The organism is Streptomyces sp. NPDC016677, assembly GCF_055562815.1.
Genome location: NZ_JBVHEO010000002.1, coordinates 440,467 through 466,026, shown reverse-complemented (window position 1 = coordinate 466,026; position 25,560 = coordinate 440,467). Strand labels below are relative to the sequence as shown.

Below are 25,560 nucleotides of genomic sequence, written 5' to 3'. Positions count from 1 at the left end.
GCGACCAGCCACAACGGAACCCGCACCCGAAGACGACACGTGCGGGCTCCGCCGTGGCTGAGCGCGCAGTTCCCCGCGCCCCCGGGGGGGCATCTCCGCGCCCGGCGTCGAGACGTCACCGTTCCAGCAACATCCGCTGGAGTTCCCGCGCCGCCCTCGGCGGAGCCACGTCGCTGCGGTGGGCCAGCGCGATCGTCCGGTGCAGTCCGGGCCGGGTCAGCGGAGTGACCCGCAGCCCCCGCCCCGACCGCGCCGCCACCATCCGGGGCACGACCGCGATCCCGAGCCCCGCCCGCACGAAACCGAGCACGGCGTCCATCTCACCGCCCTCGACCGCGAACGTCGGCTCGAACCCCGCGGAGCGGCATGCCGCGACCGTCAGTTCCCGCAGGTCGTAGCCGTGCCGGAACATCACCAGGCGCTCGCCCTCCAGATCGCCGATGTCCACCGCCCGCCGCCCGCCCCCGGGCCTCGGCTCCTCCGGTGACGACACCACCACCAGGTCCTCGCGCAGCAGCTCCACCGTGGTCAGCGCCGGCGAGGGCGTGGGCAGCGGCAGGACGACCAGCGCGAGATCGAGCGCGCCGCGCGCCAGCTCCCGTACCAGGTCGTGACTGCCGCCCTCCTCGATCAGCAGCCGGATGCCGGGGTAGCGGTCGTGGAAGGCGCGCAGCACGTCCGGCAGCAGACCGGTGCACACGCTCGGCGTGGCGCCCAGCCGGACCCGGCCGCCGCGCAACTGCGCCAGCTCCTGCACCTCGTGCCGGGCGGTGTCCGCGTCGGCCAGGATGCGCCGGGCCAGCGGCAGCAGCGCCTCCCCGGCGTCGGTCAGCGTGATGTTGCCCCGCGCCCGCTGGAACAGATCGGCGCCCAGCTCCCGCTCCAACGCCTTGACCTGCTGCGACAGCGACGGCTGGGAGACGTGGACCAGGTCGGCGGCCCGGGTGAAGTGCCGGGTCTCGGCCACCGCCACGAAGTACTGGAGCTGCTGGAACTGCATCCGCCCATCATAGGCATCGCCTATCGGAACGAGCCGGACCATGTCTTGGACCGATGGGGCCGTCCGGCCCTAGCGTCTTGTGACATGGCTCTGGCAACGCGGACGGACCGACGGCCGTCCATGGCACGCACCGTGTGGGACTCGACCGTCGGCAAGAAGACCGTGATGGCGGTCAGCGGGCTGATCATGCTGCTGTACCTGGTCGTCCACATGATCGGCAACCTGAAGATCTTCTTCGGTACGGAGGAGTTCAACCACTACGCCCACTGGCTGCGCACGGTCGGTGAGCCGTTCATGCACTACGAGTGGACGCTGTGGCTGGTCCGCGTCGTGCTGGTCGTCGCCGTCGTCGCCCACGCCACCTCCGCGTACCAGCTCAGCCGCCGCGACATCAAGGCACGGCCCACCCAGTACGCGCACAAGCGGAAGCGGGCCAGTTACGCGACGAACACCATGCGGTACGGCGGGATCATCCTCGCCCTGTTCATCGTCTGGCACATCCTGGACCTGACCACCGGCACCGTGCACTCCGGCGGCTTCGAGTCGGGCAAGCCCTACCAGAACGTCGTGGACACCTTCTCCACCTGGTACGGCAACGTCGTCTACATCGTCGCCATGCTCGCCCTCGGCCTGCACATCCAGCACGGCTTCTGGAGCGCCGCCCAGACCCTCGGCGCCGGCAGCCGCACCCGCGACCGCGCCCTGAAGACCGTCGCCAACGTCCTCGCGCTGCTGCTCACGGCCGGTTTCATCGCCGTCCCCGTGGGCGTCATGACCGGAGTGGTGAGCTGAACATGACTTCCTACGCCGACTACACGACCGGTGCGCCGGTCGTCGAGACCAAGGCCCCCCGGGGCCCGATCAACGAGCGCTGGGACAAGCGCCGGTTCGAGGCCAAGCTGGTCAACCCCGCCAACCGCCGCAAGCACACGGTGATCGTGGTGGGCACCGGCCTCGCGGGCGGCTCGGCCGGCGCGACCCTCGCCGAACAGGGCTACCACGTCGTCCAGTTCTGCTACCAGGACTCCCCGCGCCGCGCCCACTCCATCGCCGCGCAGGGCGGTATCAACGCGGCGAAGAACTACCGCAACGACGGCGACTCCGTGCACCGCCTGTTCTACGACACCGTCAAGGGCGGCGACTTCCGGGCCCGCGAGTCCAACGTCCACCGCCTCGCGCAGATCTCCGTCGAGATCATCGACCAGTGCGTGGCGCAGGGCGTGCCCTTCGCCCGCGAGTACGGCGGTCTGCTCGACACCCGCTCCTTCGGCGGCGTCCAGGTCTCCCGTACCTTCTACGCCCGCGGCCAGACGGGCCAGCAGCTCCTCCTCGGCGCCTACCAGGCGCTCAGCCGGCAGGTCGCGGCCGGGAACATCGAGCTGCACCCCCGTACCGAGATGCTGGACGTGATCGTCGTCGACGGGCGGGCCCGCGGGATCGTCGCCCGCGACCTGATCACCGGGAAGATCGACACGTACTTCGCGGACGCGGTGGTGCTGGCCTCCGGCGGCTACGGCAACGTCTTCTACCTGTCGACCAACGCCATGAACTCCAACGCGACCGCCGTGTGGCGGGCGCACCGGCGCGGCGCGTACTTCGCCAACCCCTGCTTCACGCAGATCCACCCCACCTGCATCCCGCGCACCGGCGACCACCAGTCCAAGCTGACGCTGATGAGCGAGTCGCTGCGCAACGACGGCCGGATCTGGGTGCCCAGGGCCAAGGGCGACGACCGCCCGCCGAACAAGATCCCCGAGGACGAGCGCGACTACTACCTGGAGCGCATCTACCCGTCCTTCGGCAACCTCGTCCCCCGCGACATCGCCTCCCGCGCCGCGAAGAACGTCTGCGACGAGGGACGGGGCGTCGGCCCCGGCGGGCAGGGCGTCTACCTGGACTTCGCGGACGCGATCAAGCGCATGGGGCGCAAGGCGGTCGAGGCCAAGTACGGCAACCTCTTCGACATGTACCAGCGGATCACCGACGAGGACCCCTACGAGGTCCCGATGCGGATCTACCCCGCCGTGCACTACACGATGGGCGGCCTGTGGGTCGACTACGACCTCCAGACCACGGTCCCCGGTCTGTTCGCGGTCGGCGAGGCCAACTTCTCCGACCACGGCGCCAACCGGCTCGGCGCCTCCGCGCTGATGCAGGGCCTGGCCGACGGCTACTTCGTGCTGCCGGCCACCATCAACGACTACCTCGCCCGCAACCCCCACCAGGACGAGGTCGGCGACGACCATCCGGTGGTGCAGGAGGTGCTGGCCGAGACCCAGGACCGGCTGAACCTGCTGCTGTCCGTCGACGGCGACCGCACCCCCGACTCCTTCCACCGTGAACTCGGCGAGCTGATGTGGGAGTTCTGCGGCATGGCCCGCACCGACTCCGGGCTGCGCAAGGCCCTTGAGCGCATCCCGCAGATCCGCGAGGAGTTCTGGCGCCGGATCAAGGTGCCCGGCACCGGCGAGGAGTTCAACCAGTCGCTGGAGAAGGCCAACCGCATCGTCGACTACCTGGAACTGGCCGAGCTGATGTGCCTCGACGCGCTGCACCGCGCCGAGTCCTGCGGCGGCCACTTCCGCGAGGAGTCCCAGACCCCGGACGGCGAGGCCGCCCGCAGGGACGAGGAGTTCTCCTACGCCGCCGCCTGGGAGTTCTCCGGCACCGGCGAGGCTCCCGTCCTGCACAAGGAAGACCTGGTCTTCGAGTACGTCCACCCCACCCAGCGGAGCTACGCATGAGGCTCACCCTGCGCGTCTGGCGCCAGAAGAACGCCGACGCCGAAGGCGCCATGTCCACGTACGAGGTGGACGGGATCTCACGGGACATGTCGTTCCTGGAGATGCTCGACACCCTCAACGAGGAGCTGATCCTCCAGGGCGAGGACCCCGTCGCCTTCGACCACGACTGCCGCGAGGGCATCTGCGGCGCCTGCTCGCTCGTCATCAACGGTGACGCGCACGGGCCCGAGCGCACCACCACCTGCCAGCTGCACATGCGGTCCTTCCAGGACGGCGACACGATCGACATCGAGCCGTGGCGGGCGTCGGCCTTCCCGGTGGTGAAGGACCTGGTCGTGGACCGGTCCGCGTTCGACCGGATCATCCAGGCCGGCGGCTACATCACCGCGCCGACCGGCGCCGCGCCGGAGGCCCACGCCACGCCGGTGCCGAAGCCGGACGCCGACTTCGCGTTCGAGCACGCGGAGTGCATCGGCTGCGGCGCGTGTGTGGCCGCGTGTCCCAACGGGGCGGCGATGCTGTTCACGTCCGCGAAGGTCAATCACCTGAACGTGCTGCCGCAGGGAGCGCCGGAGCGGGAGTCCCGGGTGCTGGACATGGTGGGGCAGATGGACGCGGAGGGGTTCGGCGGGTGCACGCTGGCGGGTGAGTGCGCCACCGCGTGCCCGAAGGGCATTCCTCTGATGTCCATCACGAGCATGAACAAGGAGTGGTTGCGGGCGGCCCGGAAGGCCGGGAAGCGGTAGTTCTCCGTTGCGGGGCGCGGCGTCGTTGTGGCTGGTCGCGCCCACGCGGCGGAGCCGCGAATCGACACAGCCCCGCGCCCCTGCGGGAGTGAACGTTCGCCGAAAAGGGTGGACGGGCGGGACCGGGAGAGGTGCTCCTCCCGGTCCCGTCTCGCCTGTCGCGCCCCCGGCATTCAGCAAGCGCACATCCGCTCTCCCGGCGCTGGTCATGCGCAGGACAGCCGGGCTCGGAAGAACTGTGGCGAGCCCGGCCCCTCGACCAGGAGAGCAGTCATGAGCGGTGTACTGACCGTCGACCGTCCCCCGCAGCCCGCGGCACCCGTCCGTTATACCGTCTCCCTCGCCCGCGACGAGGACGAGGTCCGGGCCGCGCAGCGGCTGCGGCACGAGGTCTTCGCCGGCGAGATGGGGGCGCTGCTGTCCGGCCCGCAGCCGGGCCTCGACATCGACTCCTTCGACGCGTACTGCGACCACCTGCTGGTCCGCGAGGAGGTCAGCGGACAGGTCGTCGGCACCTACCGGCTGCTGCCGCCCGAGCGCGCCTCGGTCGCCGGACGGCTCTACGCGGAGAGCGAGTTCGAGCTGGCCGCGCTGGACCCGATCCGTCCGGACCTGGTCGAGGTGGGCCGCTCCTGTGTCCACCCCGACCACCGCGACGGCGCCGTCATCGGGCTCATCTGGGCCGGCATCGCCCGCTACATGACCGACCGCGGCCACGAGTGGCTGGCCGGCTGCTGCTCCGTCCCGCTCGCCGACGGCGGCGCCCTCGCGTCGGCCACCTGGGACCGGGTGCGGGAGCGCAACCTCGCCCCCGAGGAGTACCGGGTGCGGCCGCTGCTGCCGTGGGTCCCGCAGGCCGGGACGCCGGCCGGACCCACCGACGTGCCGGCCCTGCTGCGCGGCTACCTCCGGCTCGGCGCCTGGGTCTGCGGGGAACCCGCGCACGACCCCGACTTCGGCGTCGCCGACCTGTACGTGCTGCTGCCCATGAGCCGGGTCAACCCGCGCTACCTGCGGCACTTCCTCTCGCTCGTGCCCGCCGCCCGGTGAGCGTCTGGCTGCCCGCCGCGCCCTGCACCCCGCAGGCGTGCGTGGATCGGGCGCGGACCGCGGCGGCCGTACCGCGTGCCGTGCTGCGGCTGACGGCCGTCGTGGTCCTGCTGCTGGCCGGGATCGCGCTGACGCCGGTGGGACACCGCGTGCCCGCGGCCCTGGTGCGCCGGTGGTCCCGGTGGATCGTACGGGCCTCGGGCGTCCGGGTCCGGATCACCGGGAGCGCTCAGCCCGCCGGAGGGCTGCTGCTCGTCGCCAACCACGTGTCCTGGCTGGACGTCCCGCTGCTCGCCGCCGTCCGCCCGGCGCGGATGGTGGCCAAGACGGAGATCCGGGGCTGGCCGGTGGCCGGGTGGCTGGCCGCCCGCGGGGGAGTGCTGTTCATCGAGCGGGACCGGCTGCGGGCGCTGCCCGGGACCGTCGCCCGTATCGCCGCCGAACTGCGCGGCGGCGCCGCGGTCGCCGCCTTCCCCGAGGGCAGCACCTGGTGCGGGCGGGCCCGGGGGCCGTTCCGCCGGGCCGTGTTCCAGGCCGCGCTGGACGCGGGCGTACCGGTCCAGCCGGTGCGCATCCGCTACCTGGCGGACGGGCGGACGGTGAGCACGACGCCCGCCTTCGTCGGCGAGGACACCCTGCTCGCCTCGCTGTGGCGGGTGGCGTCGGCGCGCGGTCTGGTGGCCGAGGTGCGGGTGCGGCCGGTCGTTCCCGCCGGGGCCTGTCCCGACCGCCGTGACCTCGCCCGGGCCGCCGAAGGGGCGGAGGAGGCCGCCCGCACCGGTCACCAGGGGGAAGCACACTCGAAAAGTTTGTGCAATTTGTGACGTGTGTGCCGTTTTCTGTCTCTTGATGCGGAAAACCAGATAAGCGTCACTCCAGAAGGAGGGTGAGGCCAAGATGATCACCCGCGAAGAGATCACGATGCTGTTGGACCATCCCGTCTACGACGGCGACGGCAACAAGATCGGCGACGCCAAGCACGTCTTCTTCGACGACATGACCGGGCACCCCGAGTGGGTCAGTGTCAGGACCGGCACGTTCGGCTCCAAGGAGTCGTTCATCCCCATCCACAACGCGACCCTGGTCGAGGACCACCTTGAGGTTCCCTACCCCAAGGACCAGGTCAAGGGCGCGCCCAGCGTCGACATCGACGCGGGCGGGCACCTGTCGGCGAGCGAGGAGCACCGTCTCTACGACTACTACGGCGTCAACTGGGACAGCGTGCTGTCCGAGGCCGAGGCGTCCGGTGGTCCGGGCACCGGCACCGCCACGGGCACGGGCACGGGTACCGCCGCGGCGGCCGGCACGGCGGGCGTGGCCGGTACGGCGGGCATGGCGGGCACCGCCGGCCGGGGCCGCACGGACCGTACGGGCATGCGCGAGGACGACGCGATGACGCTCTCCGAGGAGCGGCTGCACATCGGCGTCGAGCGGCGCGAGGCCGGACGGGCCCGGCTGCGCAAGTACGTGGTCACCGAGGACGTGCAGCAGACCGTCCCCGTACGGCACGAGGAGGTCCGTCTGGAACGGGAGCCGATCACGGAGGCCAACCGTGACGCCGCGCTCTCCGGTCCGGAGATCAGCGAGGCCGAGCACGAGGTCACCCTGTACGAGGAGCACCCCGTGGTCGAGACCGAGACGGTACCGGTGGAACGCGTGCGGCTGACCACCGAGGAACACGTCGAGGACGAGACCGTCCGGGGCCGGGTCCGCAAGGAGCGGATCGAGACCGAGGGCACGGTCGACGACATCCGGCGGCCGGGCCGCGAGTGACCCGGCCGCTCCGGCGGCGTGGTGTGTCCCTCAGCGGAGCGCCGCGCCGCCGACGGCCGTCTCCGGAAGGCCGGGGACGTGCTCCGCGCCGTCCCGGACCGGCTGCCCGACGATCCGCGCGAGCCGCCGGAAGGAGTCGTACAGGGCCGCGCGGTCGTAGGTGCTGGTGGTGACCAGCACCTCCTGGGCGCCCGTCTCCCGCAGCAGGGTCTCCAGTTCGCCGGCGACCTGCTCCTCCGTGCCGGCGAGGTGGCCGGTGAGACCTGCCTCGTAGAAGCCGCGCTCCTTCGCGGTCATCGTCCGGGCCTCGACCCGCTCGGCGGGCGGCAGGGGCGGGAAGGTGCCGTGGGTGCGGGAGTGCGCCATGGACCACGCCTCGGGGAGCAGCAGCCGTCGGGCCGCCTCGGGGGTGGCCCCCACGGCGATCGTGCCGGAGACGACGACGTACGGCTCCCGGGCCCACCGGGAGGGGCGGAAGGTGTCGCGGTAGCGGTCGATGCCGCGCCGCATCCGGTCGCGGTCGCGCAGGTCGCCGATGACCATCGGCAGGCCCGCGCGGGCGGCGACGGCCGCGCCCTCGCCCATCGCCAGCACGAACGGCGGCACGGTCAGGCCCTCGGCGGGGCGGGCGTGCGCGCCGGTGGCGGAGGTGCCCTCGAACCAGCCGAGCAGCTCCGCCAGTTGCTCCTCGAAGCGGTCGGCGTCGTCCTTGTCGCGGCCCAGCGCCCGGCGCACCCCGTCGGTGAAGCCCACCGAGCGGCCCAGCCCCATGTCGATCCGGCCCGGGAACAGCGACTCCAGTACGCCGAACTGCTCGGCGACGACGAGGGACCGGTGGTTGGGGAGCATCACGCCGCCGGTCCCGATCCGGATCGTCCGGGTGGCGCCGGCCGCGGCGGCGGCCAGCACGGTCGGCGCCGAACCGGCCACCCCGGGCACCCCGTGGTGCTCGGACACCCAGAACCGGTGGTAGCCGAGCCGCTCGGCCTCCCGCGCGAACCGCACGGTGTCGCGCAGCGCCTCGCCGGGCGGGTGCCCCTCGCGGGTGCGGGAACGGTCGAGGACGGAGAACGGGGTCCGGGCGGTCAGTGCGCTCACACGTGGTTCAACGTCCCGCGGGCGGCGGCATTCCCGCGCGGTCAGCCCTCGGGGTGCAGCAGGCCGCGCTCGTACGCCTTGCGCAGGTGCTGCGGGACGAGGTGGCGGACACCGTCGACCGTGACCGGGACGAGGGCCGGGGTGGCCGCCTTCCACTGGGCGCGGCGGTGGCGGGTGTTGCTGCGGGACATCTTCCGCTTGGGGACGGCCATGGGAACGTGCTCCTCGGTGGTCGGGGCGTGGCAAGGTCACCGAGGACGCTATATGAAAATGGATGCCATTTACAAAGTGGCCCCCTCGGGGCTGATCCCCGGGTGGCGCTCACTCGTCCAGGCGGAAGCCCACCTTCAGCCCGACCTGCCAGTGGGCCACCTGGCCGTTCTCGATCTGGCCGCGGACCTGGGTCACCTCGAACCAGTCCAGATGGCGCAGGGTCTCCGAGGCGCGGGAGAGGCCGTTGCGGACGGCCTGGTCGACGCCGTCGGGCGAGGTGCCGACGATCTCCGTGACGCGATACGTGTGGTTCGTCATCACTCCACGGTGCCCCACGCCGTGCCGGAGCGCGACATGTCGGGCGATGCGCCGGAGGCCCTTGACCCCGACATTGGTACGGACCAAAATCCAGGCACCCGTACGAGCCACGGGCTCGTCCCCCCATGTCGGGTGTCCCTTCGCCGTGTTCCGGACAGAACAGGACCCCTCGTGAGACGTCGCCGCCTGCTCGCCCTCGTTCCCGCCGCCGCCCTCCTGCTCGGCGGCTGCGGCCTGGCCGGGGACGACGACTCCGGCGGGCGCACCGTCACCGTGTGGCTGATGAAGGGCAGCGCCTCGCGGGAGTACCTGGACCGCTTCACCGAGGACTTCTCCCGCACCCACCCCGGCATCACCCTGGACCTCCGCCTCCAGGAGTGGACCGGCGTCGTCGACAAGGTGCGGGACGCGCTGGCGGCGGACGGCGCGGACGGGCCGGACGTCATCGAGGTCGGCAACACCCAGGTCCCCACCTACGCCGAGGGCGGTGGGCTGCTCGACCTGACGCTGGAGTCGATGCGGGACTGGGGCATCCGCGACTGGCTGCCGGGCCTCGCCGAACCGGGCGCCTGGCAGTCCCGGCAGTACGGCATCCCCTGGTACGCCGCCAACCGCGTCGTCGTCTACCGCAAGGACCTCTTCGAGCGGGCGGGCGTCAGCCGGCCGCCGCGCACCCAGGACGAGTGGCTCGACGTCACCGAACGGCTCGACGAGAACGGCGGCCAGGGCATCTATCTGGCCGGACAGGACTGGTACACGCTCTCCGGCTTCATCTGGGAGGAGGGCGGCGAACTGGCCCGGCAGCGCGGCGGCGGCTCCTGGGAGGGCACCCTGGACAGTCCGGCGGCCCTGCGCGGCATGGAGTTCTACCGCCGGCTCCAGGCGCTCGGCGACGGCCCCGTCGGCGCCGACGAGGAACACCCGCCGCAGGCGGGCGTGTTCGCCCGCGAAGAGGTCGCGCAGATCGTGGCGGTGCCCGGAGCGGCCCAGGCCGTCCTCCAGGAGAACCCCGGGCTCCAGGACGAGCTGGGCTTCTTCCCCGTCCCGGGCAGGAAGGCCGGTACCCCCGGCGCCGTGTTCACCGGCGGCTCCGACCTGGTCGTGGCCGGGAACACCGGCGACCGGGACGCCGCCGTCGCCGTGGTCGAGGCGCTGACCGGGAAGAAGTGGAACACCGAACTGGCCCGGACCATGAACTACGTACCGAACAAGAAGTCCCTGGCCGGCGCCGTCGCGGGCGAGGAGGGCGTCGCCGCCATGGCCGCCGGGGCCGCGCACGGGCGGGCCACCCCGACCACGCCCCAGTGGGGCGCGGTCGAGGCGGACAACCCGGTCAAGGAGTACATGACGAACGTGCTCACCGGCGCCGACCCGGTCGCCGAGGCCCGCAGGGCCGCCGACCGGGTCACCGAACTCCTCGACCCGGGCACCCGGTGATGCCCGGTGATGCCCGGTGACGTCCCGTACCGTCGTCAGCGCACCGTGCTCAGGGACAGCGCGAAGCGGCCCTCCCGGTCCGTCCACCAGTGGACCGGCTCCAGGCCCGCCGCCGCCAGTTCGGCGCGTACGCCCGCCTCGCGGAACTTCGCCGACACCTCGGTGCGCAGTTCCTCCCCGGCCGCGAACTCCACGGCCAGGTCGAGCGCCTGCACCTTCACCGTCTGCGCGGTGCGCGAGCGCAGCCGCATCTCGATCCACTCCCGTTCCGCGTCCCAGCGCGCCACGTGGTCGAAGGCGGTGAGGTCGAAGTCGGCGTCCAGCTCGCGGTTGATCACGGACAGCACGTTCTTGTCGAACGCGGCCGTCACCCCGGCCGCGTCGTCGTACGCCCGGACCAGCACCGCCTCGTCCTTGACCAGGTCGGTGCCGAGCAGCAGCGTGTCGCCCGGGGCCAGCGCGGAGCGGACCGAGGCGAGGAACGCGGACCGTTCGGCGGGCAGCAGGTTGCCGATGGTGCCGCCGAGGAACGCCAGCAGCCGGGGGCCCGGCGTGTCCGGCAGTTCCAGGGCGGTGAAGTCGGCGATCAGCGCGTGCACGTCGAGCCCCGGCCGTTCGGCGGCGATCGCCCGTCCGGCCCGGTCGAGGGCGCTCTCGCTGACGTCGACCGGGACGTAGGCGCGCAGACCGGTCAGCGCGTCCAGCAGGTACCGGGTCTTCTCGGAGGAGCCGGAGCCCAGCTCCACCAGGGTGCGGGCGCCGGACGCCGCCGCGATCTCACCGGCCCGGACGGCGAGGATCTCGCGTTCGGCGCGCGTCGGGTAGTACTCGGGCAGTGCGGTGATCTCCTCGAACAGCTCGCTGCCGCGCGCGTCGTAGAACCACTTGGGCGGCAGCGTGCGGGGGCTGCTCGTCAGGCCGGCCAGGACGTCGGCGCGCAGGGCGGCGTCCGTGGCGTCCTCGGGCAGGATGCGGGTGATGCGGAACGTGCTCACGTACGGGACTCCTCGGCGGGTGCGGGGGTACGGGCGTCGCTCGGTTCCTCGGCGGGAGCGGGGGCACGGCCGTCGCTCGGTTCCTCGGCGGGAGCGGGGGCACGGCCGTCGCTCGGTTCCTCGATCGGCGTCAGCAGTACGTCCGCGCTGCTCGCCGTCAGCAGGGTGCGGTCGGGCACCTCCCGCCAGCGCGGGTCGTCGTCGTAGGGCTCGGAGGCCACGACGGTGCCGCCGCCGGGCCGGGCCAGGTACCACAGGGTGTCGCCCCAGGCGGTGGCGGCGATCGTGTCCCCGTCGGTGAGGAGGAGGTTGAGGCGGGCGGTGGGGGCCGCCGCGGCGACCTCCAGGACCGTGCCGGCCAGCGCCCGGGACCGGGGGACGCCGGCCCGCAACCGGTCGAGGACCAGCGCCCACACGAACGCCGAGTCGTTGCGGGCCTCCAGCGACAGCAGCTCCTCGGCCGGCAGCGACGGCACCAGCCCTGCCAGCGAGCCGGGCCAGCCGGGCACCGCCCCGTTGTGGCTGAACAGCCAGGTGTCCGCGGCGAACGGCGCCGCCGCGGCTTCCGCGTCCGCCCCGGACAGGGTGGCGTCGCGCACCGCGCCGAGCACCGCCGTACTGCGCACCACCCGGGCCAGGTCGGCGAAGGACCGGTCCGCCCAGACCGGCCCGGCCCGCCGGTACCGGGCCGGCACCGGGTCGTCGTCGGCGTACCAGCCGACGCCGAACCCGTCGGCGTTGACCGTCCCGTACCGCTGCCGGCGCGGCGCCCAGGACTGGCGGTACAGGGCGTGCGGGGGCGTCACGAGGAGCCCGCCGAGCGGCAGCGCGGGCCCCACGTAGGCGAGGTGACGGCACATCAGACGCCCTCCGCGGACCGGGCCGTGCGGAACCCGGCGAAGATCTGCCGCCGGATCGGGTAGTCCCAGTTGCGGAACGTGCCCCGGCAGGCCACCGCGTCCACCGCGAACGAACCGCCGCGCAGCACCTTGTGCGCGGGGCCGAAGAACACCTCCGAGTACTCCTTGTACGGGAACGCCCGGAACCCCGGGTACGGCAGGAAGTCGCTCGCCGTCCACTCCCACACGTCGCCGATCAACTGCCGTACCCCGAGCGGCGACGCACCGGCCGGATAGCTGCCGGCGGGCGCCGGGCGCAGGTGCCGCTGGCCGAGGTTGGCGTGCTCGGGGCCGGGGTCGGCGTCGCCCCACGGGTAGCGCGTCGAGCCGCCGGTCGCCGGGTCGTGGCGGGCCGCCTTCTCCCACTCGGCCTCGGTGGGCAGCCGCCGCCCGGCCCAGCGGGCGTAGGCGTCGGCCTCGTACCAGCACACGTGCACCACCGGTTCGTCGGGCGGCACCACCTCCGTCACCCCGAACCGGCGGCGCAGCCACTGCCCGCCGTCCCGGCGCCAGAACAGCGGGGCGGTGATCGTGCCGCGGCGGATGTGGTCCCAGCCCTCGGCGGTCCACCAGCGCGGGTCGGAGTAGCCGCCGTCCTCGATGAACGCCTGGTACGCCGCGTTGGTGACCGGCGTGGTGTCGATGTGGAACGGCGCCACCTCGCGGCGGTGCGCGGGCCGTTCGTTGTCCAGCGCCCACGGCTCGGTGGAGGTGCCCATCGTGAACGGGCCGCCGGGGACCAGGACTTCGGCGGGACCGGTGAACAGCGGCACCGGGTCCGGATCGGGGGCGGTGAGGGCCTGCGGGCCCCGGCGGAGCTGATGAGTGATCAGCATCGTCTCGTCGTGCTGCTGCTCGTGCTGCGCGATCATCCCGAAGGCGAAGCCCGCCTCCGTCAGCCGCGTCCCGTGGAAGGCGGCGTCCGCCAGCACGTCCAGGGCCCGGCCGCGCACCTCGGCCGCGTACCGGCGGGCCTCCTCGGGCGACAGCAGCGGCAGCTTGGGGCGCTCGGCGCGCGGGTGCTCGAAGGCGTCGTAGAGGCTGTCTATCTCGGGCCGTATCGCCTCCTGTCCGCCGACCGCCCGCAGCAGCCACAGCTCCTCCTGGCTGCCGATGTGGGCGAGGTCCCACACCAGCGGCGACATCAGCGGCGAGTGCTGCGCGGTCAGGTCCGGCTCCGCCACGCAGCTGGTCAGCAGCGTGGTGCGGTCGCGGGCGGTGACGAGCGTGGTCAGGGCCCGCTCGCGCAGGGTCTCGGCGTCGTGGGCGGGGTCGGTCATCGAGAGCGGTCCTTCCGGTGCTCGTCCAGCAGGTCGTCGGCGGGGCACCGGCCCCGCGCGACATGGCGGTCCAGGTACGCGGCGACGGCGTCCGTCACCCGGGCGCCGGCGCCGAGCCGGGGCAGCGCGCGCAGCGCCGCCGCGAAGCACACGGCGGCGGCCTCGCGCAGCTCCGGGTCGGTGAGCCCCAGCCGGGCCGCGTCCCGCCACAGCGGGTTGTGCGGGGCGGGCCGGCCGCCGGTGCGCTCGGCCAGCGGCTTCACCGCCCGGTAGGCGGTCTCGGTGGCCTCCGGGTCGTCGAACAACGCCGCCGTGACAGCGAGCGGCACGAGCCAGCCGTCGTCCCCGGGCTGCGCGTCGATCATGCGCAGCTCCAGGTGGCCGTGCGGTCTGACCGGCGGGAACAGCGTGGTGAGGTGGTAGTCGAGGTCGTCCGCGGTGGGCGGCCTGGGGGAGCGGGACCGGGTCCACTCGCGGAAGGTGAGCCCGTCCGGGACCTCCCACGGACCGGTGTCCTTCCGTACGCACATCACCGGGGCGTCCAGCGCGTGCCGGGCCCAGGCGCCGGCCGGGTCGGTGTCCAGCGGGGGGCCGCCCGCCCGGCCCGGGCCGATCCGCTCCCAGTACAGCTGCCGCGTGGACCGCCAGCCGGTGGGGCGTCCGGCGGCCAACGGGGAGTTGGCGAACGCGGCCACCAGGACCGGGCCCAGCTGGTGGGCCAGCCACCAGCGCCGCACCTGCCCGAGCGGTCCGGGCTCCTCGTGCCCGGCGTCCACGCACACCTGCACGGAGGCCGAAGCCCGCATCATGCGGCGGCCGGCCGGACCGGTGCGGTCCAGGCACGCCTCCATGGCGTCGTAGCGCGGCTGACGCAGGAAGCGGGGAGGGAGGTGCCACGGGTCGTGGCCGAGGCCGGCCAGGACCAGACCGTCCTCGCGCAGTACCGCGCGGACGGCGGCCAGGTCGGCGGAGACGGTGTCGACGACGTCCGTCAGGGAGGCGGCGGGCGGCGAGCTGAGCTCCAGCTGACCGCCGGGCTCCACGGTGAGCGCCGACTTCAGGGGGACGGACCGCAGTGCGGCGTACGCCGCGTCGAGCCGTCCGGGGGTGACGGGGAGCCGTGGGTCGCGCAGCTCGTGGACGAGCCATTCCACTTCGACCCCGAGACGGCGGGGCGGACCGGTCTTGAAGGCGATGCCGCGGACCAGTGCCTCGACCTCGGCCTCGCTGATGGCGGTGCGTGGCCTCTCACAGCCACTGAACGGTTCTGACATGTCGGGATCCTCCTGAGATTCCACCATGTCGACGGGGACCGGCCGGACGGCCGGGCCGCACACTCGTCCCACCCAAGACCTTCCCGCGGCACGGCACAAGAGTGCGAAAACTCCGTTGCACCGCACGACCAGCATCGCTCACGATGCGTTCATGAGCACGACGGGGGAGACCGCGCGGTACGCGGTCACGGCGTCCACGGGGGTGGCGCCGTGAGCGCGCGCCTGCGCGAGATCGCCCAGCGGACGGAGCAGATCGTCGCGGCGGGGGCCTACCGCGCGTCCGACGGACGCGAGATGGTGATCGCGGCGGCCGTGGCGGCGGCCCGGTCGGGCACCCGTATGCACGGGCCGGAGCCCGTCCCCGTCCCGGACGCCCCCTCCGTACCGACACGCGTCGAGGTCACCGGCGAGAGCAGCCTGGAGGCCGCGCGCCGCCTCGGCGGCGATGTCGCGGTCCTCAACTTCGCCTCGGCGCGCAATCCCGGCGGCGGCTACCTCAACGGCGCCCAGGCCCAGGAGGAGGCCCTGTGCCGGGCCTCCGCGCTCCACACCTGCCTGCTGCGGGCCCGCGACTTCTACGACCACCACCGGGCGCACCGCGACCCGTTCTACACCGACCGCGTCGTGTACTCGCCGGCGGTCCCCGTCTTCCGGGACGACCGCGGCCGGCTGCTCGACGAGCCGTACACCGCCGCCTTCCTCACCGCCGCCGCGCCCAACGCGGGCGTGGTGCTGCGCACGGCGCCGGACCGCGCCGCCGATCTGCCGCGCGCCCTGGCCGTCCGGGCCGAGCGGGTGCTGGAGACGGCCGTGGCCCACGGGCACCGCCGCCTCGTCCTCGGCGCGTGGGGATGCGGAGTCTTCCGCAACGAACCGGCGCGGGTCGCGGGCGCGTTCCAGGCGCTGCTCGGACCCGGCGGCCGGTTCGCGTCCGCGTTCTCGCACGTGGTCTTCGGCGTCCTGGACCGCACCAGGGGCGCCACGGTCCGCGCCGCCTTCGAGCGGGCGTTCGGCGAGGCTCAGCTCCAGCCGTAGCGCTCCCGCAGCCGGTGGCGTACGAGGTTGAACCGCATCCGGTCCAGCGCGCACGCCTCCCGCCGCATGCCCGCCTCGTGCAGCCGCAGCACCCGGTCGGTGTCCACCCAGGAGTCCCGGCCCGAACGGTCCCACGGGCCGCTGCCGATGGGCACCCAGTCCCGGTCGGCGTCGTGCCGCTTGCTGGACAGCTGCACGGCGAGCACGGTACCGGCCGCCTCGCGGGCGACCACCAGCACGGGACGGTCCTTGCCCCGGCCGTCGTTCTCCTCGTAGGGCACCCAGGTCCAGACGATCTCGCCCGGGTCGGGGTCACCGTCGTAGGCGGGGGAGTACTCGGTGCGCACCGGGCCCACCGCCCGGACGTCGGCCTCGGTGGTGGCGTGCGGGCCGTGGCGGCCGGGGGCGTTCCCCCCGGTCCCGTGGCTCTGATCGGTGAAGGCAGTCACGGCCGTACCGTACGGGACGCGGGCGTGCCGCCGGCCGCGGGGGCATCGGAGGACCGATAACGGCCATCGGGGCTCCTATTGGTACGCCGATGGCGCCCGGCCTACGGTCGAAGGCGTCGCCGAGTGGCAGCACGCCGCCCGAGCGGCCAGCATGCAGCCAGGAACACCGAGAGAGGCCCCATGACCACCCAGCACGCGATCGACTGGCCGGAGAGGTACCTGCCCGGCACCGGCGACAACTTCGTCTCCAACGAGGTGATCGTCCAGGGCGTCACCGCGTCCCGGGCCTGGCGGTTCCTCGTCGACACTTCCACCTGGGAGTCGTACTACGACAACGTCGCCGGCATCTCCTTCCCCGACGGCGACGGCCCCGAGCTGGCCGACGGCGTCCGCTTCGCCTTCGGCACCTTCGGGTTCCCGCCGCTGGACGCCCGCGTCATCGGGTTCCAGGCGCCCGGCGAGGGCGTGCCGGGCCGCCTGTCGTGGACGGCGCTCCAGGAGGGCGGACCCGACGAGCGGCTCGACGTGCTGCACGCCTGGCTGGTGGAGGACCTGCCCGGCGGCCGGCTGCGGATCCTCACCCAGGAGTCGCAGTTCGGCAAGCCCGCCGCCGACCTGGCGCGGCAGACCCCGAACCCGATGCTCAACGGCCACCAGGCCTGGCTGGACGGGCTGGTCCGGGCCGCCCGCGGCCAGGTGGCAGGCTGATCCCCGTACGCGTGATCCCCTGGAGGAGGAAGCCGACCTCATGACCGACCAGCTCACCGTGAGCGTCCTGGGCACCGGCATCATGGGCGCCGCGATGGCCCGCAACCTGGCCCGCGCCGGACACACCGTCCGCGTCTGGAACCGCACCCGCGCCAAGGCCGAGCCGCTCGCCGCCGACGGCGCGCACGTCGCCGGGACGCCCGAGGAGGCGGTGCGGGGCGCGGACGTCGTCCTGACCATGCTGCACGACGGGCCCGCCGCCCTCGACGTCATGCGCCAGGCCGCGCCCGGTCTGCGCCCCGGCGCCGCCTGGGCGCAGTCGACCACCGCGGGCGTCGACGCCCTCGACGGCCTGGCCGGCTTCGCCCGCGAGCACGGCCTCGTCTTCTTCGACGCCCCGGTGCTCGGCACCCGGCAGCCCGCCGAGGCCGGTCAGCTGCTGGTCCTGGCCGCCGGACCGGCCGACGCGCGGGACGCGGTGACGCCCGTCTTCGACGCGGTGGGCAACCGCACGGTGTGGACCGGCGAGGACGGCGCCGCCGGCAGCGCCACCCGGCTCAAGCTGGTCGCCAACAGCTGGGTCATCGCCGCCACCAACGCGGCCGGCGAAGTCCTGGCGCTGGCCGGGGCGCTGGGTGTCGACCCCGACCACTTCTTCGACGCCATCGCCGGCGGCGGGCTCGACATGGGCTATCTGCGGGCCAAGGCCGCGCTGATCCGTGAGGGCAGGCTGACCCCCGCGCAGTTCGCCGTGCACACGGCCGCCAAGGACGCCCGGCTGATCGTCGAGGCCGGCGAACGGGGCGGCGTCCGCCTCGACGTGGCCGCCGCGGGCGCCGCGCGCCTGGCCCGGGCCGCCGCGCAGGGACACGGCGACGAGGACATGGCCGCCGCGTACTACGCCAGCTTCACCGAGGAGCCGTCCGGCTGACCGGCAGCGGGGCGTGCCGCCCCGGCGAACGGGAACGATCAGAGCCGGAACGACCGAGAACCGGAACGACGGAGAACCGGAACGACCGTAACCACGGAGAACCGGAACGACCGAGAGCCGTAACCACGGAGAACCGGAACGACCCAGCACCGGAACGACCCAGCACCGGAACGACCCAGCACCAGCACGACCGAGAACCGGAACGACCAAGGAGTCCGTATGTCCAAGCCGCCGCTGCCCGCCGACGCCGTCGAGATGCTGCGCCGCGCCAACCCCTGCGTCATGGCGACCCTCCGCTCCGACGGCACCCCCGTCTCCACCCCGACCTGGTACGTCTGGGAGGACGACGGCCGCGTCCTGATCAGCCTCGACGAGGGACGCGTACGCCTGGGACACCTGCGCCGCGACCCGCGGGTCACCCTCACCGTCCTCGACGGGGAGGACTGGTACACCCACGTCACCCTCATCGGCCGGGTCGCCGAGTTCCGCGACGACGAGGGCCTGGCCGACATCGACCGCATCTCCACCCACTACACCGGCGGCGCCTACCCCGACCGGGTCCGGTCCCGGGTCAGCGCGCTCATCGAGGTCGAGCGCTGGCACGGCTGGGGCGCCCACAAGGACAGCGACCAGGCGTCCTCCTGAGCCGCCGCCCCGGCCCGGGCGGGCCCTGGTCACCACGCCGGAAAAGCGCTCGACACCGCGGCGCGGAGCCGCCTACCATCCTGGCCGCGGTGTCGCGTGCCGGTCACCGGCCGGGTGAGGCATGGAGGCGCCGCGGAGATGCCCGTGGAGGCACTGACCCATGTCGGTCGAGTTCAACCACACCATCGTTCTCACCCGCGACCGGGAGAAGTCCGCCCGTTTCCTCGCCCACGTCCTGGACCTGGAGGTCGGCGCACCGGCCGAACCCTTCCTGCCCGTGACCACCGCCAACGGGGTCACCCTGGACTTCGCCACCGTCGACACCGAGATCCCCGTGCAGCACTACGCGTTCCTCGTCTCCGAGGAGGAGTTCGACGCCGCCCTGGCCCGGCTGGTCGCCGACCGGGTGCCGATCCAGGCCGACCCGCACGGCCGGCACCCGCGCCGGATCAACCGCAACGACGGCGGGCGCGGCGTGTACTTCACCGACCCTGCGGGCCACGCGCTGGAGATCTTCACCCGCCCCTACGGCAGCGACCCCGCCTCGCCCCTGAACGGGGTCACGGAACAGGTGCCCGGGGCGGTGTGACCGGCGGGCCGGCCGGCCCAGCGGCGGCGGTGCCCGCGGGGCCTACCGGGACAGCAGCTCCCGCAGCGCCCCCGACACCTCCGCTGGCGCCTCCTCCGCCATGAAGTGCCCGCAGTCCACGGTGAGGTGCCGCAGATCCGGGGCCCAGGCCCGCCACAGCGCGGCGGCGTCGTAGCCGAGGGCCGCGCCCCAGTCCTGCTGGAGCACGGTCACCGGCATCCGCAGCCGGTTGCCGCGCTCCCGGTCGGCCCGGTCGTGGTCGACGTCGATGCCGGCCGAGGCCCGGTAGTCGGCCACGATGGACGGCACCGCCTCCCGGGACGCCGTGAGGTACGCGGCGCGCACGTCGGCCGGGAGGGCGTCCGGGTCGCGGGTCCAGACGTCGAGGAAGTGACCGAAGAACGCGTCCGGCGCGCCCGCGATCAGCGCTTCCGGCAGTCCGGGCGGCTGGGCCATCAGGTACAGGTGGAAGCCGACGGCGGCGGTGGTGCCGTGCAGCACGTCCCACATGTCCAGGGTCGGCAGCACGTCCAGCGCGGCCAGGTGGGTCACCGCGTCCGGGTGGTCCAGCCCGGCCCGGACGGCGACCAGCGCGCCCCGGTCGTGCCCGGCCAGCGCGAACCGCTCGTGCCCCAGTGCCCGGGCCAGGGCGACGATGTCGGCGGCCATCGTCCGCTTGGCGTACGCGGTGCCGTCCGGGTCGGCCGGCTTGTCGCTGGCGCCGTAGCCGCGCAGATCGGGGCAGATGACGGTGTGCCCGTCCGCCAGGTCGGCGGCGACGTGCCGCCACATCAGGTGGGTCTGCGGGAAGCCGTGCAGCAGGACGACGGGGCTGCCGGAGCCGCCGACGGCGACGTTCAGCGCCACGCCGTCGGCGACGGTGACCCGGTCGTAGGAGAAGCCGGGGAGGGTCGGTGTCATGAGGGGTGCGTTCCTTTCATCGGTCCTTCGCGCACCCCTGACCCTGCCGGGCGCGAATCAGCAACCGATCAGCGCGCGTACCGTGGTGATCTGGTCGGAAGCGAACGGAACAGGTCGGACGGAATATGGAGACGGTCACCTTCGGGGTGCTCGGGCCCGTCACGGCCGAGCGCGACGGCCGGGCGCTCGCCCTGCGGGGACCCCGGCACCGCGCCGTGCTGGCCCGGCTGGTGCTGGCCCGGCGGCGGGTCGTCCCGGTGGCCCGGCTGGTCGAGGACCTGTGGGACGTACCGCCCGCGCGGGCCGTGGGAGCGGTGCGCACCTTCGTCGGTGATCTGCGCCGGGCCCTGGAACCGGACCGGCCGCGCCGCGCCCCGGCCCGGCTGCTGGTCACCGAGGGCCCGGGATACGCGCTGCGCGCGGCGGCGGACGCGGTGGACGCCTGGCGCTTCGAGGAGGCCGTCACGGCGGCCGGCCGGCTGCCCGCCGCGCAGGCGCCGGACCGGCTCGCGGCGGCCCTGGGGGAGTGGCGGGGGCCGGCGTACGCGGAGTTCGCCGGGGAGGAGTGGACGCGGGGCGAGCGCTCCCGGCTGACCGAACTGCGCCTCGGCGCCGTCGAACGCCGGGCGGAACTCCTGGTGGAGCTGGGCCGCGCCGCCGAGGCCGTCCCCGACCTCGACGCCCACCTGGACGGCCACCCCTGGCGCGAGGAGGCGTGGCGGCTGCTCGCCCTCGCCCTGTACCGCACCGGACGGCAGGCGGACGCCCTCGCGGTACTGCGCCGGGCCCGGGCCCGGCTCGCCGGGGAACTGGGCATCGAGCCGGGGCCGCGGCTGCGCCGCCTGGAGGCCGCTGTTCTCGCCCAGGACCCGGCCCTGGACCCGTCCGGCGAACCGGCCGAGGCGGCGGCCCGGCTGTGGACCCGCGCGACGCGGGCGTACGACCGCGCGGTCGCCGCCGGCTCCGGGGCCCGCCTGGAATCCACCGTCGGCCTGCTGCGCGCCCTCGCCGTCACCGGCGGCGGCGGTCTGGAGGCCGCCCGGCTCCAGCGTCCGGCGGCCGTCGCCGCGGCCGAGGAGACCGGCGACGCCGAACTGACCGCCCGGGTCATCGGCGCCTACGACGTCCCCGCCAACTGGACCCGCAGCGACGACCCCGAGGCGGCCCGCCGGATCGTCGAGGCCGCCGAACGCACCCTCGCCGCCCTCCCGGACACCCCGTCGGCCGCCCCCGCCCGCTGCCGCCTGCTCGCCACCGTCGCCCTGGAGAGCCGCGGCGTACGCTCGGCGCGCGGCCCCCGGGCGGCACGCGAGGCCGAGGAGATCGCCCGGAAGCTGGACGACCCCGCGCTGCTGGCGTTCGCCCTCAACGGCACCTACATGCAGTCCTGCACCACCGCCGGGACGGCCCGGCGCCGCGACGCGATCGGCGCCGAACTCGTCGCCCTCGCCGCCCGCCACGCCCTGGTCACCTACGAGGTCCTCGGCCACCTGATCCGCCTTCAGGCGCGTTCCGCCCTGGCCGACTTCACGGGCGCCGACGAGCACGCCGCCGCCGCGGACCGGCTGGCCGCCCGGCACGAACGGCCGCTGGTGGCCGTCTTCACCGACTGGTACCGCGCCCTGCGCCAGGCCGCCCGCACAGCCCCGTACGACCGCGCCGAGGCCGGATACCGGGCCGCCGCCGCGCGCCTGGACGGCGCCGGGATGCCGGGCCTGGAACGCGGCCTGCTGCCCCTCGCCCTGCTCGGCCTGCGCCTGTCCCGGGGCCTGCCGCCCCGGGTCGACCGGCGGGCGGACTGGGGCCCCTACCGCCCCTGGGCACAGCCGTTCGCCCTGCTGGCCGAGGGCGAACGGACGGCCGCCGCAAGCGCCCTGCGGAACCTGCCCGAACCACCGCCCGACCTCCTCTACGAGGCCCTGTGCTGCGCCGAGGCCGCGCTCGCCCTCGCCCTCGGTGACCGGGCGGCGCTGCGGCGGACGTACGACAGGCTGCTGCCCGCGTCCGGCGAACTGGCCGGCGCGGGCAGCGGGGTGCTCACGTTCGGTCCGGTCGACGACTGGCTCACCGCCCTCGGCCGGGCGCTCGGCCGGCCCTGACGGGCGGGTCCTGGAGCCGTTCCAGCCGTTTCCCCGCCGGCCGGGCGGTTTGACCGGGCCGATCTCGGCAACGCGGTCGGAGACAGGCACCGCCACAGCGCCCGGGAGGCGCCCGCCATGACCCACCGCGTCCGGGACGTGATGTCGCCCGCCACGGCGACCGTCGAGCCCATGACCACCGTGACCCACGCCGCCGAGCTGATGCGCGAACGGAACGTCGGGGACGTCCTCGTCGCCTACGACCGCGACCTGTTCGGCGTGCTGACCGACCGCGACATCGTCCTGCGGGCCGTCGCCGACGGCCGCGACCCCGACGACACCCGGGTCGGCTCCGTGTGCACGCCGCCGCCCGTGGTGACGCTGACCCCGGAGGACACCACCGACCGGGCGGCCGAGCTGATGCGCCGGTACGCCGTGCGCCGCCTCCCGGTCGTCGAGCACGGCGGCGACCTGGTCGGCATCGTCAGCCTCGGTGACCTCGCCGCCGCCGAGGACCCCCGCTCGGCCCTGGGCGGCATCAGCACGGCGGCCCCCGGCCACTGACGCGCGGACCGGCCCCGGGCGCCCGCCAGCCTCGACGCCGTTCACCTGGCCGATCCGTATCAGTCGCCCTCCGCCTGGCCGATCCGCAGCCGCGCCCCCTGCCGCAGCAGCTCCCGCTGGACCAGCCGGTACGGCAGCCCCCGCGGGCCCTGCCCGTGCCGGACGGTCAGCGCGGCGCACACCCCGGCCGCCTGGCCGGTGGCCATGGCGATCGGCATGACCCGGTACGACGAGTGGGCGACGTGCGTCCCCGAGATGCAGCGCCCGGCGACCAGCAGCCGGTCGGTGCCGCGCGGCAGCAGGCAGCGCAGCGGGATGTCGTAGAAGCTGCCCCTGGGCACCCGCTTCAATACCGTTCCGGAGCCGCGCGGGTTGTGGATGTCGACCGGGTACGCGCCGTGCGCGACGACGTCCGCGAAGGGGCGGGCGGCCAGGATGTCGTGGCCCGTCAGCTGGTAGTCGCCGAGGACGCGCCGGCTCTCCCGGACGCCGACCTGCACACCGCTCTGCACGGCGTAGGCGTCCTCGAAGCCGGGGACCCTCGCGCGCAGGAACCGGTCGATCTGGGCGAGCTGGCGGCGGGCGGTGTACTCGGCCCGGGTCAGGTCCCACACGCTGGTGCCGAGCACCCGGGTCACCCGGGTGCAGTTGACGCTCACCTCGTGCGGGTGCGGCGTCGCGAAGAACAGGATGTCCTCGCGCGCCAGCCGCAGGTCCCCGTCGGCCCGCGCCTGCTCCACCAGGTCCCACAGCCCGTGCACCCCGCGCCACTGGTCCGGGTGCTCGCGCACGTACTCCGCGAAGTCCGGCCGCGAGAAGTCCGCCATCCGGAACATCAGCGTCATCGGCTGCACCAGCCCGTCCTCCGGCCGGCCGATCTCGTACGGCGCCCCGCAGGCCGCCGCGACGTCCCCGTCCCCGGTGCCGTCCACGACCACCCCGGCGTCGATCACCACGGGCCCGGACTTCGTCTCGAACACCACCCGCCAGCCGTCGTCGAGTTTCAGCGCCGTCGACGCGAACGCGTGGAACAGCATCCGCACGCCGGACTCGTCCATCATCTCCAGCAGGGTCAGTTTGAACAGCTCGGGGTCGAACGGGACGGTGTAGCCGGTCTTCGGAGTAGGGCGCAGACAGCCGCCGCGTTCCATCAGCCGCTCCAGCAGCCGCCACAGCACGCCCGCGACCACCGGCTCGCCCTCGCCGTGGTCGGTGGGCAGCAGCCGGGAGGCGTCCCCGGCCTCGGTGAACGCCGCCTGCTTGTGCTCGTTGTGGAACGACATCAGCGGCATCACCAGCGCCGCCGTCGCGTTGCCGCCGAGGAACCCGTACCGCTCCACCAGCACCACGTCGGCCCCGGCGTCGGCCGCCGCCAGCGCCGCGGCGAACCCGGCCGGACCGCCGCCCACCACCAGTACGTCGCAGCCGCCCCCGTGCTGCGCGGACCGCGGCGGCAGGGTGACCGTGCGCGGCTCGGCGGGTTCGCGCAGAACCGGCATCACACCTCCAGGGGCCACGGCTCGGCCGCGCCGGACAGCGCCCCGTCCGCCCGCCCGCCGACCGCGTCCAGCAGCGAGCCGCAGCGCGCACAGGTCTCCCGGGCGGCCGTCGTCAGCTCCCGCATCCGCGACCTGAGGTCCTCCTCGCGCCGCGGATACTCGTCCCACAGCCGGTCGACCTCCGCCAGCAGCAGCCCGGCCTGCTCCCGCGCCACCCCCACCAGCGCCGGGGCCCCGAGCCGCCGCGCGAAGTCGAACACCTTGCCGGAGTAGGGCAGCGGAAGCACCGGTACGCCGGTCAGCGCCGCGAAGATGACGAAGTGCAGCCGCATGCCGACGGCCAGGTCCAGGTGGCGCATCAGGCCGAGGACCTGGCCCGGACTGTAGGCGCCGTGCAGGATGCGGCCCTTGTCCGGCGCGGTCATGTGGGACAGCACGGCGTGCGCGTGCCGTACGTCGTGCCGCTCCATCGGCAGGAACACCACATGCGCGTCCAGGCGCCGCACCAGGAAGTCCGCGACGGTGGCGAGCAGGGCGTGGTAGTCGCTCTCGTCCAGCGCCTCGGCCGCCCGGCCCGGTTCCCGCACCGACATCCCCACCAGCCGGGCGTCGGTGGGCACGCCCTCGTCGCGCATCATGGCGTCGGTGAAGGGCTCCGGGCGCAGCAGCAGGGCCGGGTCGGCGGTGACGGTGACCTCGCGTTCCAGACCGACCTCCTCGAGCACCAGCCGGGACTCCTCGTCCCGTACCACCACGTCGTCCATGTCGGCCAGCACGGTCCGTACCGCTTCCCGGTCCTCGGCCTCCCGCAGCGGCCCGGCGCCGATGGCGTAGGCGAAGGTGGGCACGTCCCGGTCCTGCGCGGCGCGCACCAGCCGCAGGTAGCGCCGGGCCTCGCCGTCGAAGAGGAGGCCGCCGCCGCCCAGGACGAGCAGGTCCAGGCGGGGCAGTACGTCCAGGACGTGATTGCGGCTGACACCCTCCCAGTCGACGACCTCGTCGGCCTCGGAGTGATGGGCGCGGGTGTGCTCGGCGTTCCGGCTGAGGACGACGAGGTGGGCGTCCGGCCGGTGGGCGCGCAGACAGCCCAGGACGCAGGTGAGGATCGCCTCGTCGCCGGTGTTGAAACCGCCGTAGGAGCCGAGCACGCCGATGCGCGGGCCGGACCGGGCGGCGGGCGGATGCGAAGGTGCGGTGGTCATCCGGGTACTCCCGTCGGGTCGGGCCGGGCGGGCCGCCGGCCGGGGTGGTGCTCAGGCGGGCGGGGCCTGCGCAGGGACCCGGGTTGCCTGCGTCGCTCCCCGGAAACCCCTC

Annotated in this window: 26 protein-coding genes; 14 read left to right on the top strand and 12 right to left on the bottom strand. The window is 74.1% G+C overall.

Translation table 11 applies throughout. From position 1 onward, the window contains the following. Positions 1-115: 115 nt before the first annotated feature. Positions 116-1,000, bottom strand: a complete 885-nt coding sequence (locus ACZ3IG_RS07490; RefSeq protein ID WP_467429861.1) for a LysR family transcriptional regulator — start codon at positions 998-1,000, stop codon at positions 116-118. Positions 1,001-1,120: 120 nt separating this feature from the next. Here ACZ3IG_RS07490 and ACZ3IG_RS07485 point away from each other — a divergent pair, with 120 nt between their 5' ends. The 6 genes from ACZ3IG_RS07485 (at position 1,121) to ACZ3IG_RS07460 (ending at position 7,313) form a co-directional block, all read left to right on the top strand. After that, complete coding sequence (locus ACZ3IG_RS07485) at positions 1,121-1,792, top strand: succinate dehydrogenase (RefSeq protein ID WP_467429860.1); 672 nt, start codon at positions 1,121-1,123, stop codon at positions 1,790-1,792. A 2-nt stretch (positions 1,793-1,794) separates the two neighbouring features. Then, positions 1,795-3,744 (top strand): fumarate reductase/succinate dehydrogenase flavoprotein subunit, encoded by a 1,950-nt coding sequence (locus ACZ3IG_RS07480; protein ID WP_467429858.1) that lies wholly within the window; start codon positions 1,795-1,797, stop codon positions 3,742-3,744. Next, positions 3,741-4,490 carry a succinate dehydrogenase/fumarate reductase iron-sulfur subunit gene (locus tag ACZ3IG_RS07475; protein ID WP_467429857.1) on the top strand — a complete coding sequence of 250 codons (750 nt, stop codon included), beginning with the start codon at positions 3,741-3,743 and terminating at the stop codon, positions 4,488-4,490. Before ACZ3IG_RS07480 ends, ACZ3IG_RS07475 begins: the two co-directional genes overlap by 4 nt. Positions 4,491-4,763: 273 nt before the next feature. After that, a complete protein-coding gene (locus ACZ3IG_RS07470; protein WP_467429856.1) occupies positions 4,764-5,540 on the top strand; it encodes a GNAT family N-acetyltransferase in 777 nt (258 codons plus the stop codon). After that, positions 5,537-6,364, top strand: a complete 828-nt coding sequence (locus tag ACZ3IG_RS07465) for a lysophospholipid acyltransferase family protein (RefSeq protein WP_467429854.1) — start codon at positions 5,537-5,539, stop codon at positions 6,362-6,364. The genes ACZ3IG_RS07470 and ACZ3IG_RS07465 overlap by 4 nt, the downstream gene beginning before the upstream one ends. Before the next feature lie 73 nt (positions 6,365-6,437). After that, the gene (locus tag ACZ3IG_RS07460; RefSeq protein ID WP_467429853.1) at positions 6,438-7,313 is read left to right on the top strand and encodes a DUF2382 domain-containing protein; all 876 of its coding nucleotides are present in this window, start codon (positions 6,438-6,440) and stop codon (positions 7,311-7,313) included. 30 nt (positions 7,314-7,343) lie between these two features. Here ACZ3IG_RS07460 and ACZ3IG_RS07455 read toward each other — a convergent pair whose 3' ends face one another. The 3 genes from ACZ3IG_RS07455 to ACZ3IG_RS07445 form a co-directional block, all read right to left on the bottom strand. Next, positions 7,344-8,411 (bottom strand): LLM class flavin-dependent oxidoreductase, encoded by a 1,068-nt coding sequence (locus ACZ3IG_RS07455; protein ID WP_467429852.1) that lies wholly within the window; start codon positions 8,409-8,411, stop codon positions 7,344-7,346. 41 nt (positions 8,412-8,452) lie between these two features. Beyond that, the gene (rpmF, locus tag ACZ3IG_RS07450) at positions 8,453-8,623 is read right to left on the bottom strand and encodes a 50S ribosomal protein L32 (RefSeq protein WP_215166043.1); all 171 of its coding nucleotides are present in this window, start codon (positions 8,621-8,623) and stop codon (positions 8,453-8,455) included. Positions 8,624-8,732: 109 nt separating this feature from the next. Beyond that, positions 8,733-8,942: a dodecin gene (locus ACZ3IG_RS07445; RefSeq protein ID WP_215166045.1), complete on the bottom strand. Its 210-nt coding sequence runs from the start codon at positions 8,940-8,942 to the stop codon at positions 8,733-8,735. Between the two features lie 171 nt (positions 8,943-9,113). Between ACZ3IG_RS07445 and ACZ3IG_RS07440 the strand changes: the two genes are divergently transcribed. Then, positions 9,114-10,379 (top strand): extracellular solute-binding protein, encoded by a 1,266-nt coding sequence (locus ACZ3IG_RS07440; protein WP_467429850.1) that lies wholly within the window; start codon positions 9,114-9,116, stop codon positions 10,377-10,379. Positions 10,380-10,414: 35 nt separating this feature from the next. Here the strand turns inward: ACZ3IG_RS07440 and egtD are convergent, their stop codons facing one another. The 4 genes from egtD to egtA are packed head-to-tail and all read right to left on the bottom strand — an operon-like array spanning position 10,415 to position 14,827. After that, a complete protein-coding gene (gene egtD / locus ACZ3IG_RS07435) occupies positions 10,415-11,374 on the bottom strand; it encodes an L-histidine N(alpha)-methyltransferase (protein WP_467429849.1) in 960 nt (319 codons plus the stop codon). After that, entirely contained in the window at positions 11,371-12,234 is an 864-nt protein-coding gene (gene egtC / locus ACZ3IG_RS07430; protein WP_467429846.1) for an ergothioneine biosynthesis protein EgtC, read from the bottom strand. The genes egtD and egtC overlap by 4 nt, the downstream gene beginning before the upstream one ends. Beyond that, the gene (gene egtB, locus ACZ3IG_RS07425) at positions 12,234-13,553 is read right to left on the bottom strand and encodes an ergothioneine biosynthesis protein EgtB (protein WP_467429844.1); all 1,320 of its coding nucleotides are present in this window, start codon (positions 13,551-13,553) and stop codon (positions 12,234-12,236) included. The genes egtC and egtB overlap by 1 nt, the downstream gene beginning before the upstream one ends. Further along, on the bottom strand, positions 13,550-14,827 hold the full coding sequence (gene egtA, locus ACZ3IG_RS07420; RefSeq protein ID WP_467429843.1) for an ergothioneine biosynthesis glutamate--cysteine ligase EgtA: 1,278 nt from the start codon (positions 14,825-14,827) through the stop codon (positions 13,550-13,552). Before egtA ends, egtB begins: the two co-directional genes overlap by 4 nt. Before the next feature lie 210 nt (positions 14,828-15,037). Between egtA and ACZ3IG_RS07415 the strand changes: the two genes are divergently transcribed. Next, positions 15,038-15,862, top strand: coding sequence for a TIGR02452 family protein (locus ACZ3IG_RS07415; protein WP_467429842.1), 825 nt, complete (start codon positions 15,038-15,040; stop codon positions 15,860-15,862). Here ACZ3IG_RS07415 and ACZ3IG_RS07410 read toward each other — a convergent pair. Further along, positions 15,847-16,311, bottom strand: coding sequence for a type II toxin-antitoxin system PemK/MazF family toxin (locus tag ACZ3IG_RS07410; RefSeq protein WP_467429841.1), 465 nt, complete (start codon positions 16,309-16,311; stop codon positions 15,847-15,849). The genes ACZ3IG_RS07415 and ACZ3IG_RS07410 overlap by 16 nt on opposite strands. A 180-nt stretch (positions 16,312-16,491) precedes the next feature. On the opposite strand from ACZ3IG_RS07410, the gene ACZ3IG_RS07405 reads away from it, so the two are divergent. The 4 genes from ACZ3IG_RS07405 (at position 16,492) to ACZ3IG_RS07390 (ending at position 19,184) form a co-directional block, all read left to right on the top strand. Beyond that, positions 16,492-17,019 (top strand): SRPBCC family protein, encoded by a 528-nt coding sequence (locus ACZ3IG_RS07405; RefSeq protein ID WP_467429840.1) that lies wholly within the window; start codon positions 16,492-16,494, stop codon positions 17,017-17,019. Between the two features lie 40 nt (positions 17,020-17,059). Continuing rightward, a complete protein-coding gene (locus tag ACZ3IG_RS07400; protein ID WP_467429837.1) occupies positions 17,060-17,950 on the top strand; it encodes an NAD(P)-dependent oxidoreductase in 891 nt (296 codons plus the stop codon). Positions 17,951-18,169: 219 nt separating this feature from the next. Continuing rightward, positions 18,170-18,595, top strand: a complete 426-nt coding sequence (locus ACZ3IG_RS07395) for a PPOX class F420-dependent oxidoreductase (protein ID WP_215166054.1) — start codon at positions 18,170-18,172, stop codon at positions 18,593-18,595. A gap of 160 nt (positions 18,596-18,755) precedes the next feature. Further along, positions 18,756-19,184, top strand: a complete 429-nt coding sequence (locus tag ACZ3IG_RS07390; protein ID WP_467429836.1) for a VOC family protein — start codon at positions 18,756-18,758, stop codon at positions 19,182-19,184. Positions 19,185-19,226: 42 nt separating this feature from the next. On the opposite strand, the gene ACZ3IG_RS07385 is transcribed toward ACZ3IG_RS07390, so the two are convergent. Continuing rightward, positions 19,227-20,105: an alpha/beta fold hydrolase gene (locus tag ACZ3IG_RS07385; RefSeq protein ID WP_467429834.1), complete on the bottom strand. Its 879-nt coding sequence runs from the start codon at positions 20,103-20,105 to the stop codon at positions 19,227-19,229. A 125-nt stretch (positions 20,106-20,230) separates the two neighbouring features. Here ACZ3IG_RS07385 and ACZ3IG_RS07380 point away from each other — a divergent pair, with 125 nt between their 5' ends. Both ACZ3IG_RS07380 and ACZ3IG_RS07375 read left to right on the top strand, forming a co-directional pair. Then, positions 20,231-22,204 (top strand): BTAD domain-containing putative transcriptional regulator, encoded by a 1,974-nt coding sequence (locus tag ACZ3IG_RS07380; protein WP_467429833.1) that lies wholly within the window; start codon positions 20,231-20,233, stop codon positions 22,202-22,204. A gap of 117 nt (positions 22,205-22,321) precedes the next feature. Further along, a complete protein-coding gene (locus ACZ3IG_RS07375) occupies positions 22,322-22,747 on the top strand; it encodes a CBS domain-containing protein (RefSeq protein WP_467429832.1) in 426 nt (141 codons plus the stop codon). 59 nt (positions 22,748-22,806) lie between these two features. Here the strand turns inward: ACZ3IG_RS07375 and ACZ3IG_RS07370 are convergent, their stop codons facing one another. After that, positions 22,807-24,246 (bottom strand): FAD-dependent oxidoreductase, encoded by a 1,440-nt coding sequence (locus ACZ3IG_RS07370; RefSeq protein ID WP_467429829.1) that lies wholly within the window; start codon positions 24,244-24,246, stop codon positions 22,807-22,809. Then, on the bottom strand, positions 24,246-25,448 hold the full coding sequence (locus ACZ3IG_RS07365; protein ID WP_467429827.1) for a polysaccharide pyruvyl transferase family protein: 1,203 nt from the start codon (positions 25,446-25,448) through the stop codon (positions 24,246-24,248). The genes ACZ3IG_RS07370 and ACZ3IG_RS07365 overlap by 1 nt, the downstream gene beginning before the upstream one ends. Between the last annotated feature and the right edge of the window lie 112 nt (positions 25,449-25,560).

Coding starts and splice junctions, on each gene's coding strand:
- ACZ3IG_RS07405 (WP_467429840.1), top strand. CDS start 16,492: ATGACCACCCAGCACGCGATCGACTGGCCGGAGAGGTACCTGCCCGGC.
- ACZ3IG_RS07460 (WP_467429853.1), top strand. CDS start 6,438: ATGATCACCCGCGAAGAGATCACGATGCTGTTGGACCATCCCGTCTAC.
- ACZ3IG_RS07385 (WP_467429834.1), bottom strand. CDS start 20,105: ATGACACCGACCCTCCCCGGCTTCTCCTACGACCGGGTCACCGTCGCC.
- ACZ3IG_RS07375 (WP_467429832.1), top strand. CDS start 22,322: ATGACCCACCGCGTCCGGGACGTGATGTCGCCCGCCACGGCGACCGTC.
- ACZ3IG_RS07470 (WP_467429856.1), top strand. CDS start 4,764: ATGAGCGGTGTACTGACCGTCGACCGTCCCCCGCAGCCCGCGGCACCC.
- egtA (WP_467429843.1), bottom strand. CDS start 14,827: ATGTCAGAACCGTTCAGTGGCTGTGAGAGGCCACGCACCGCCATCAGC.
- ACZ3IG_RS07475 (WP_467429857.1), top strand. CDS start 3,741: ATGAGGCTCACCCTGCGCGTCTGGCGCCAGAAGAACGCCGACGCCGAA.
- ACZ3IG_RS07485 (WP_467429860.1), top strand. CDS start 1,121: ATGGCACGCACCGTGTGGGACTCGACCGTCGGCAAGAAGACCGTGATG.
- egtB (WP_467429844.1), bottom strand. CDS start 13,553: ATGACCGACCCCGCCCACGACGCCGAGACCCTGCGCGAGCGGGCCCTG.
- ACZ3IG_RS07370 (WP_467429829.1), bottom strand. CDS start 24,246: ATGCCGGTTCTGCGCGAACCCGCCGAGCCGCGCACGGTCACCCTGCCG.
- ACZ3IG_RS07365 (WP_467429827.1), bottom strand. CDS start 25,448: ATGACCACCGCACCTTCGCATCCGCCCGCCGCCCGGTCCGGCCCGCGC.
- egtC (WP_467429846.1), bottom strand. CDS start 12,234: ATGTGCCGTCACCTCGCCTACGTGGGGCCCGCGCTGCCGCTCGGCGGG.
- ACZ3IG_RS07480 (WP_467429858.1), top strand. CDS start 1,795: ATGACTTCCTACGCCGACTACACGACCGGTGCGCCGGTCGTCGAGACC.
- ACZ3IG_RS07395 (WP_215166054.1), top strand. CDS start 18,170: ATGTCCAAGCCGCCGCTGCCCGCCGACGCCGTCGAGATGCTGCGCCGC.
- rpmF (WP_215166043.1), bottom strand. CDS start 8,623: ATGGCCGTCCCCAAGCGGAAGATGTCCCGCAGCAACACCCGCCACCGC.
- ACZ3IG_RS07445 (WP_215166045.1), bottom strand. CDS start 8,942: ATGACGAACCACACGTATCGCGTCACGGAGATCGTCGGCACCTCGCCC.
- ACZ3IG_RS07490 (WP_467429861.1), bottom strand. CDS start 1,000: ATGCAGTTCCAGCAGCTCCAGTACTTCGTGGCGGTGGCCGAGACCCGG.
- ACZ3IG_RS07400 (WP_467429837.1), top strand. CDS start 17,060: ATGACCGACCAGCTCACCGTGAGCGTCCTGGGCACCGGCATCATGGGC.
- ACZ3IG_RS07390 (WP_467429836.1), top strand. CDS start 18,756: ATGTCGGTCGAGTTCAACCACACCATCGTTCTCACCCGCGACCGGGAG.
- ACZ3IG_RS07380 (WP_467429833.1), top strand. CDS start 20,231: ATGGAGACGGTCACCTTCGGGGTGCTCGGGCCCGTCACGGCCGAGCGC.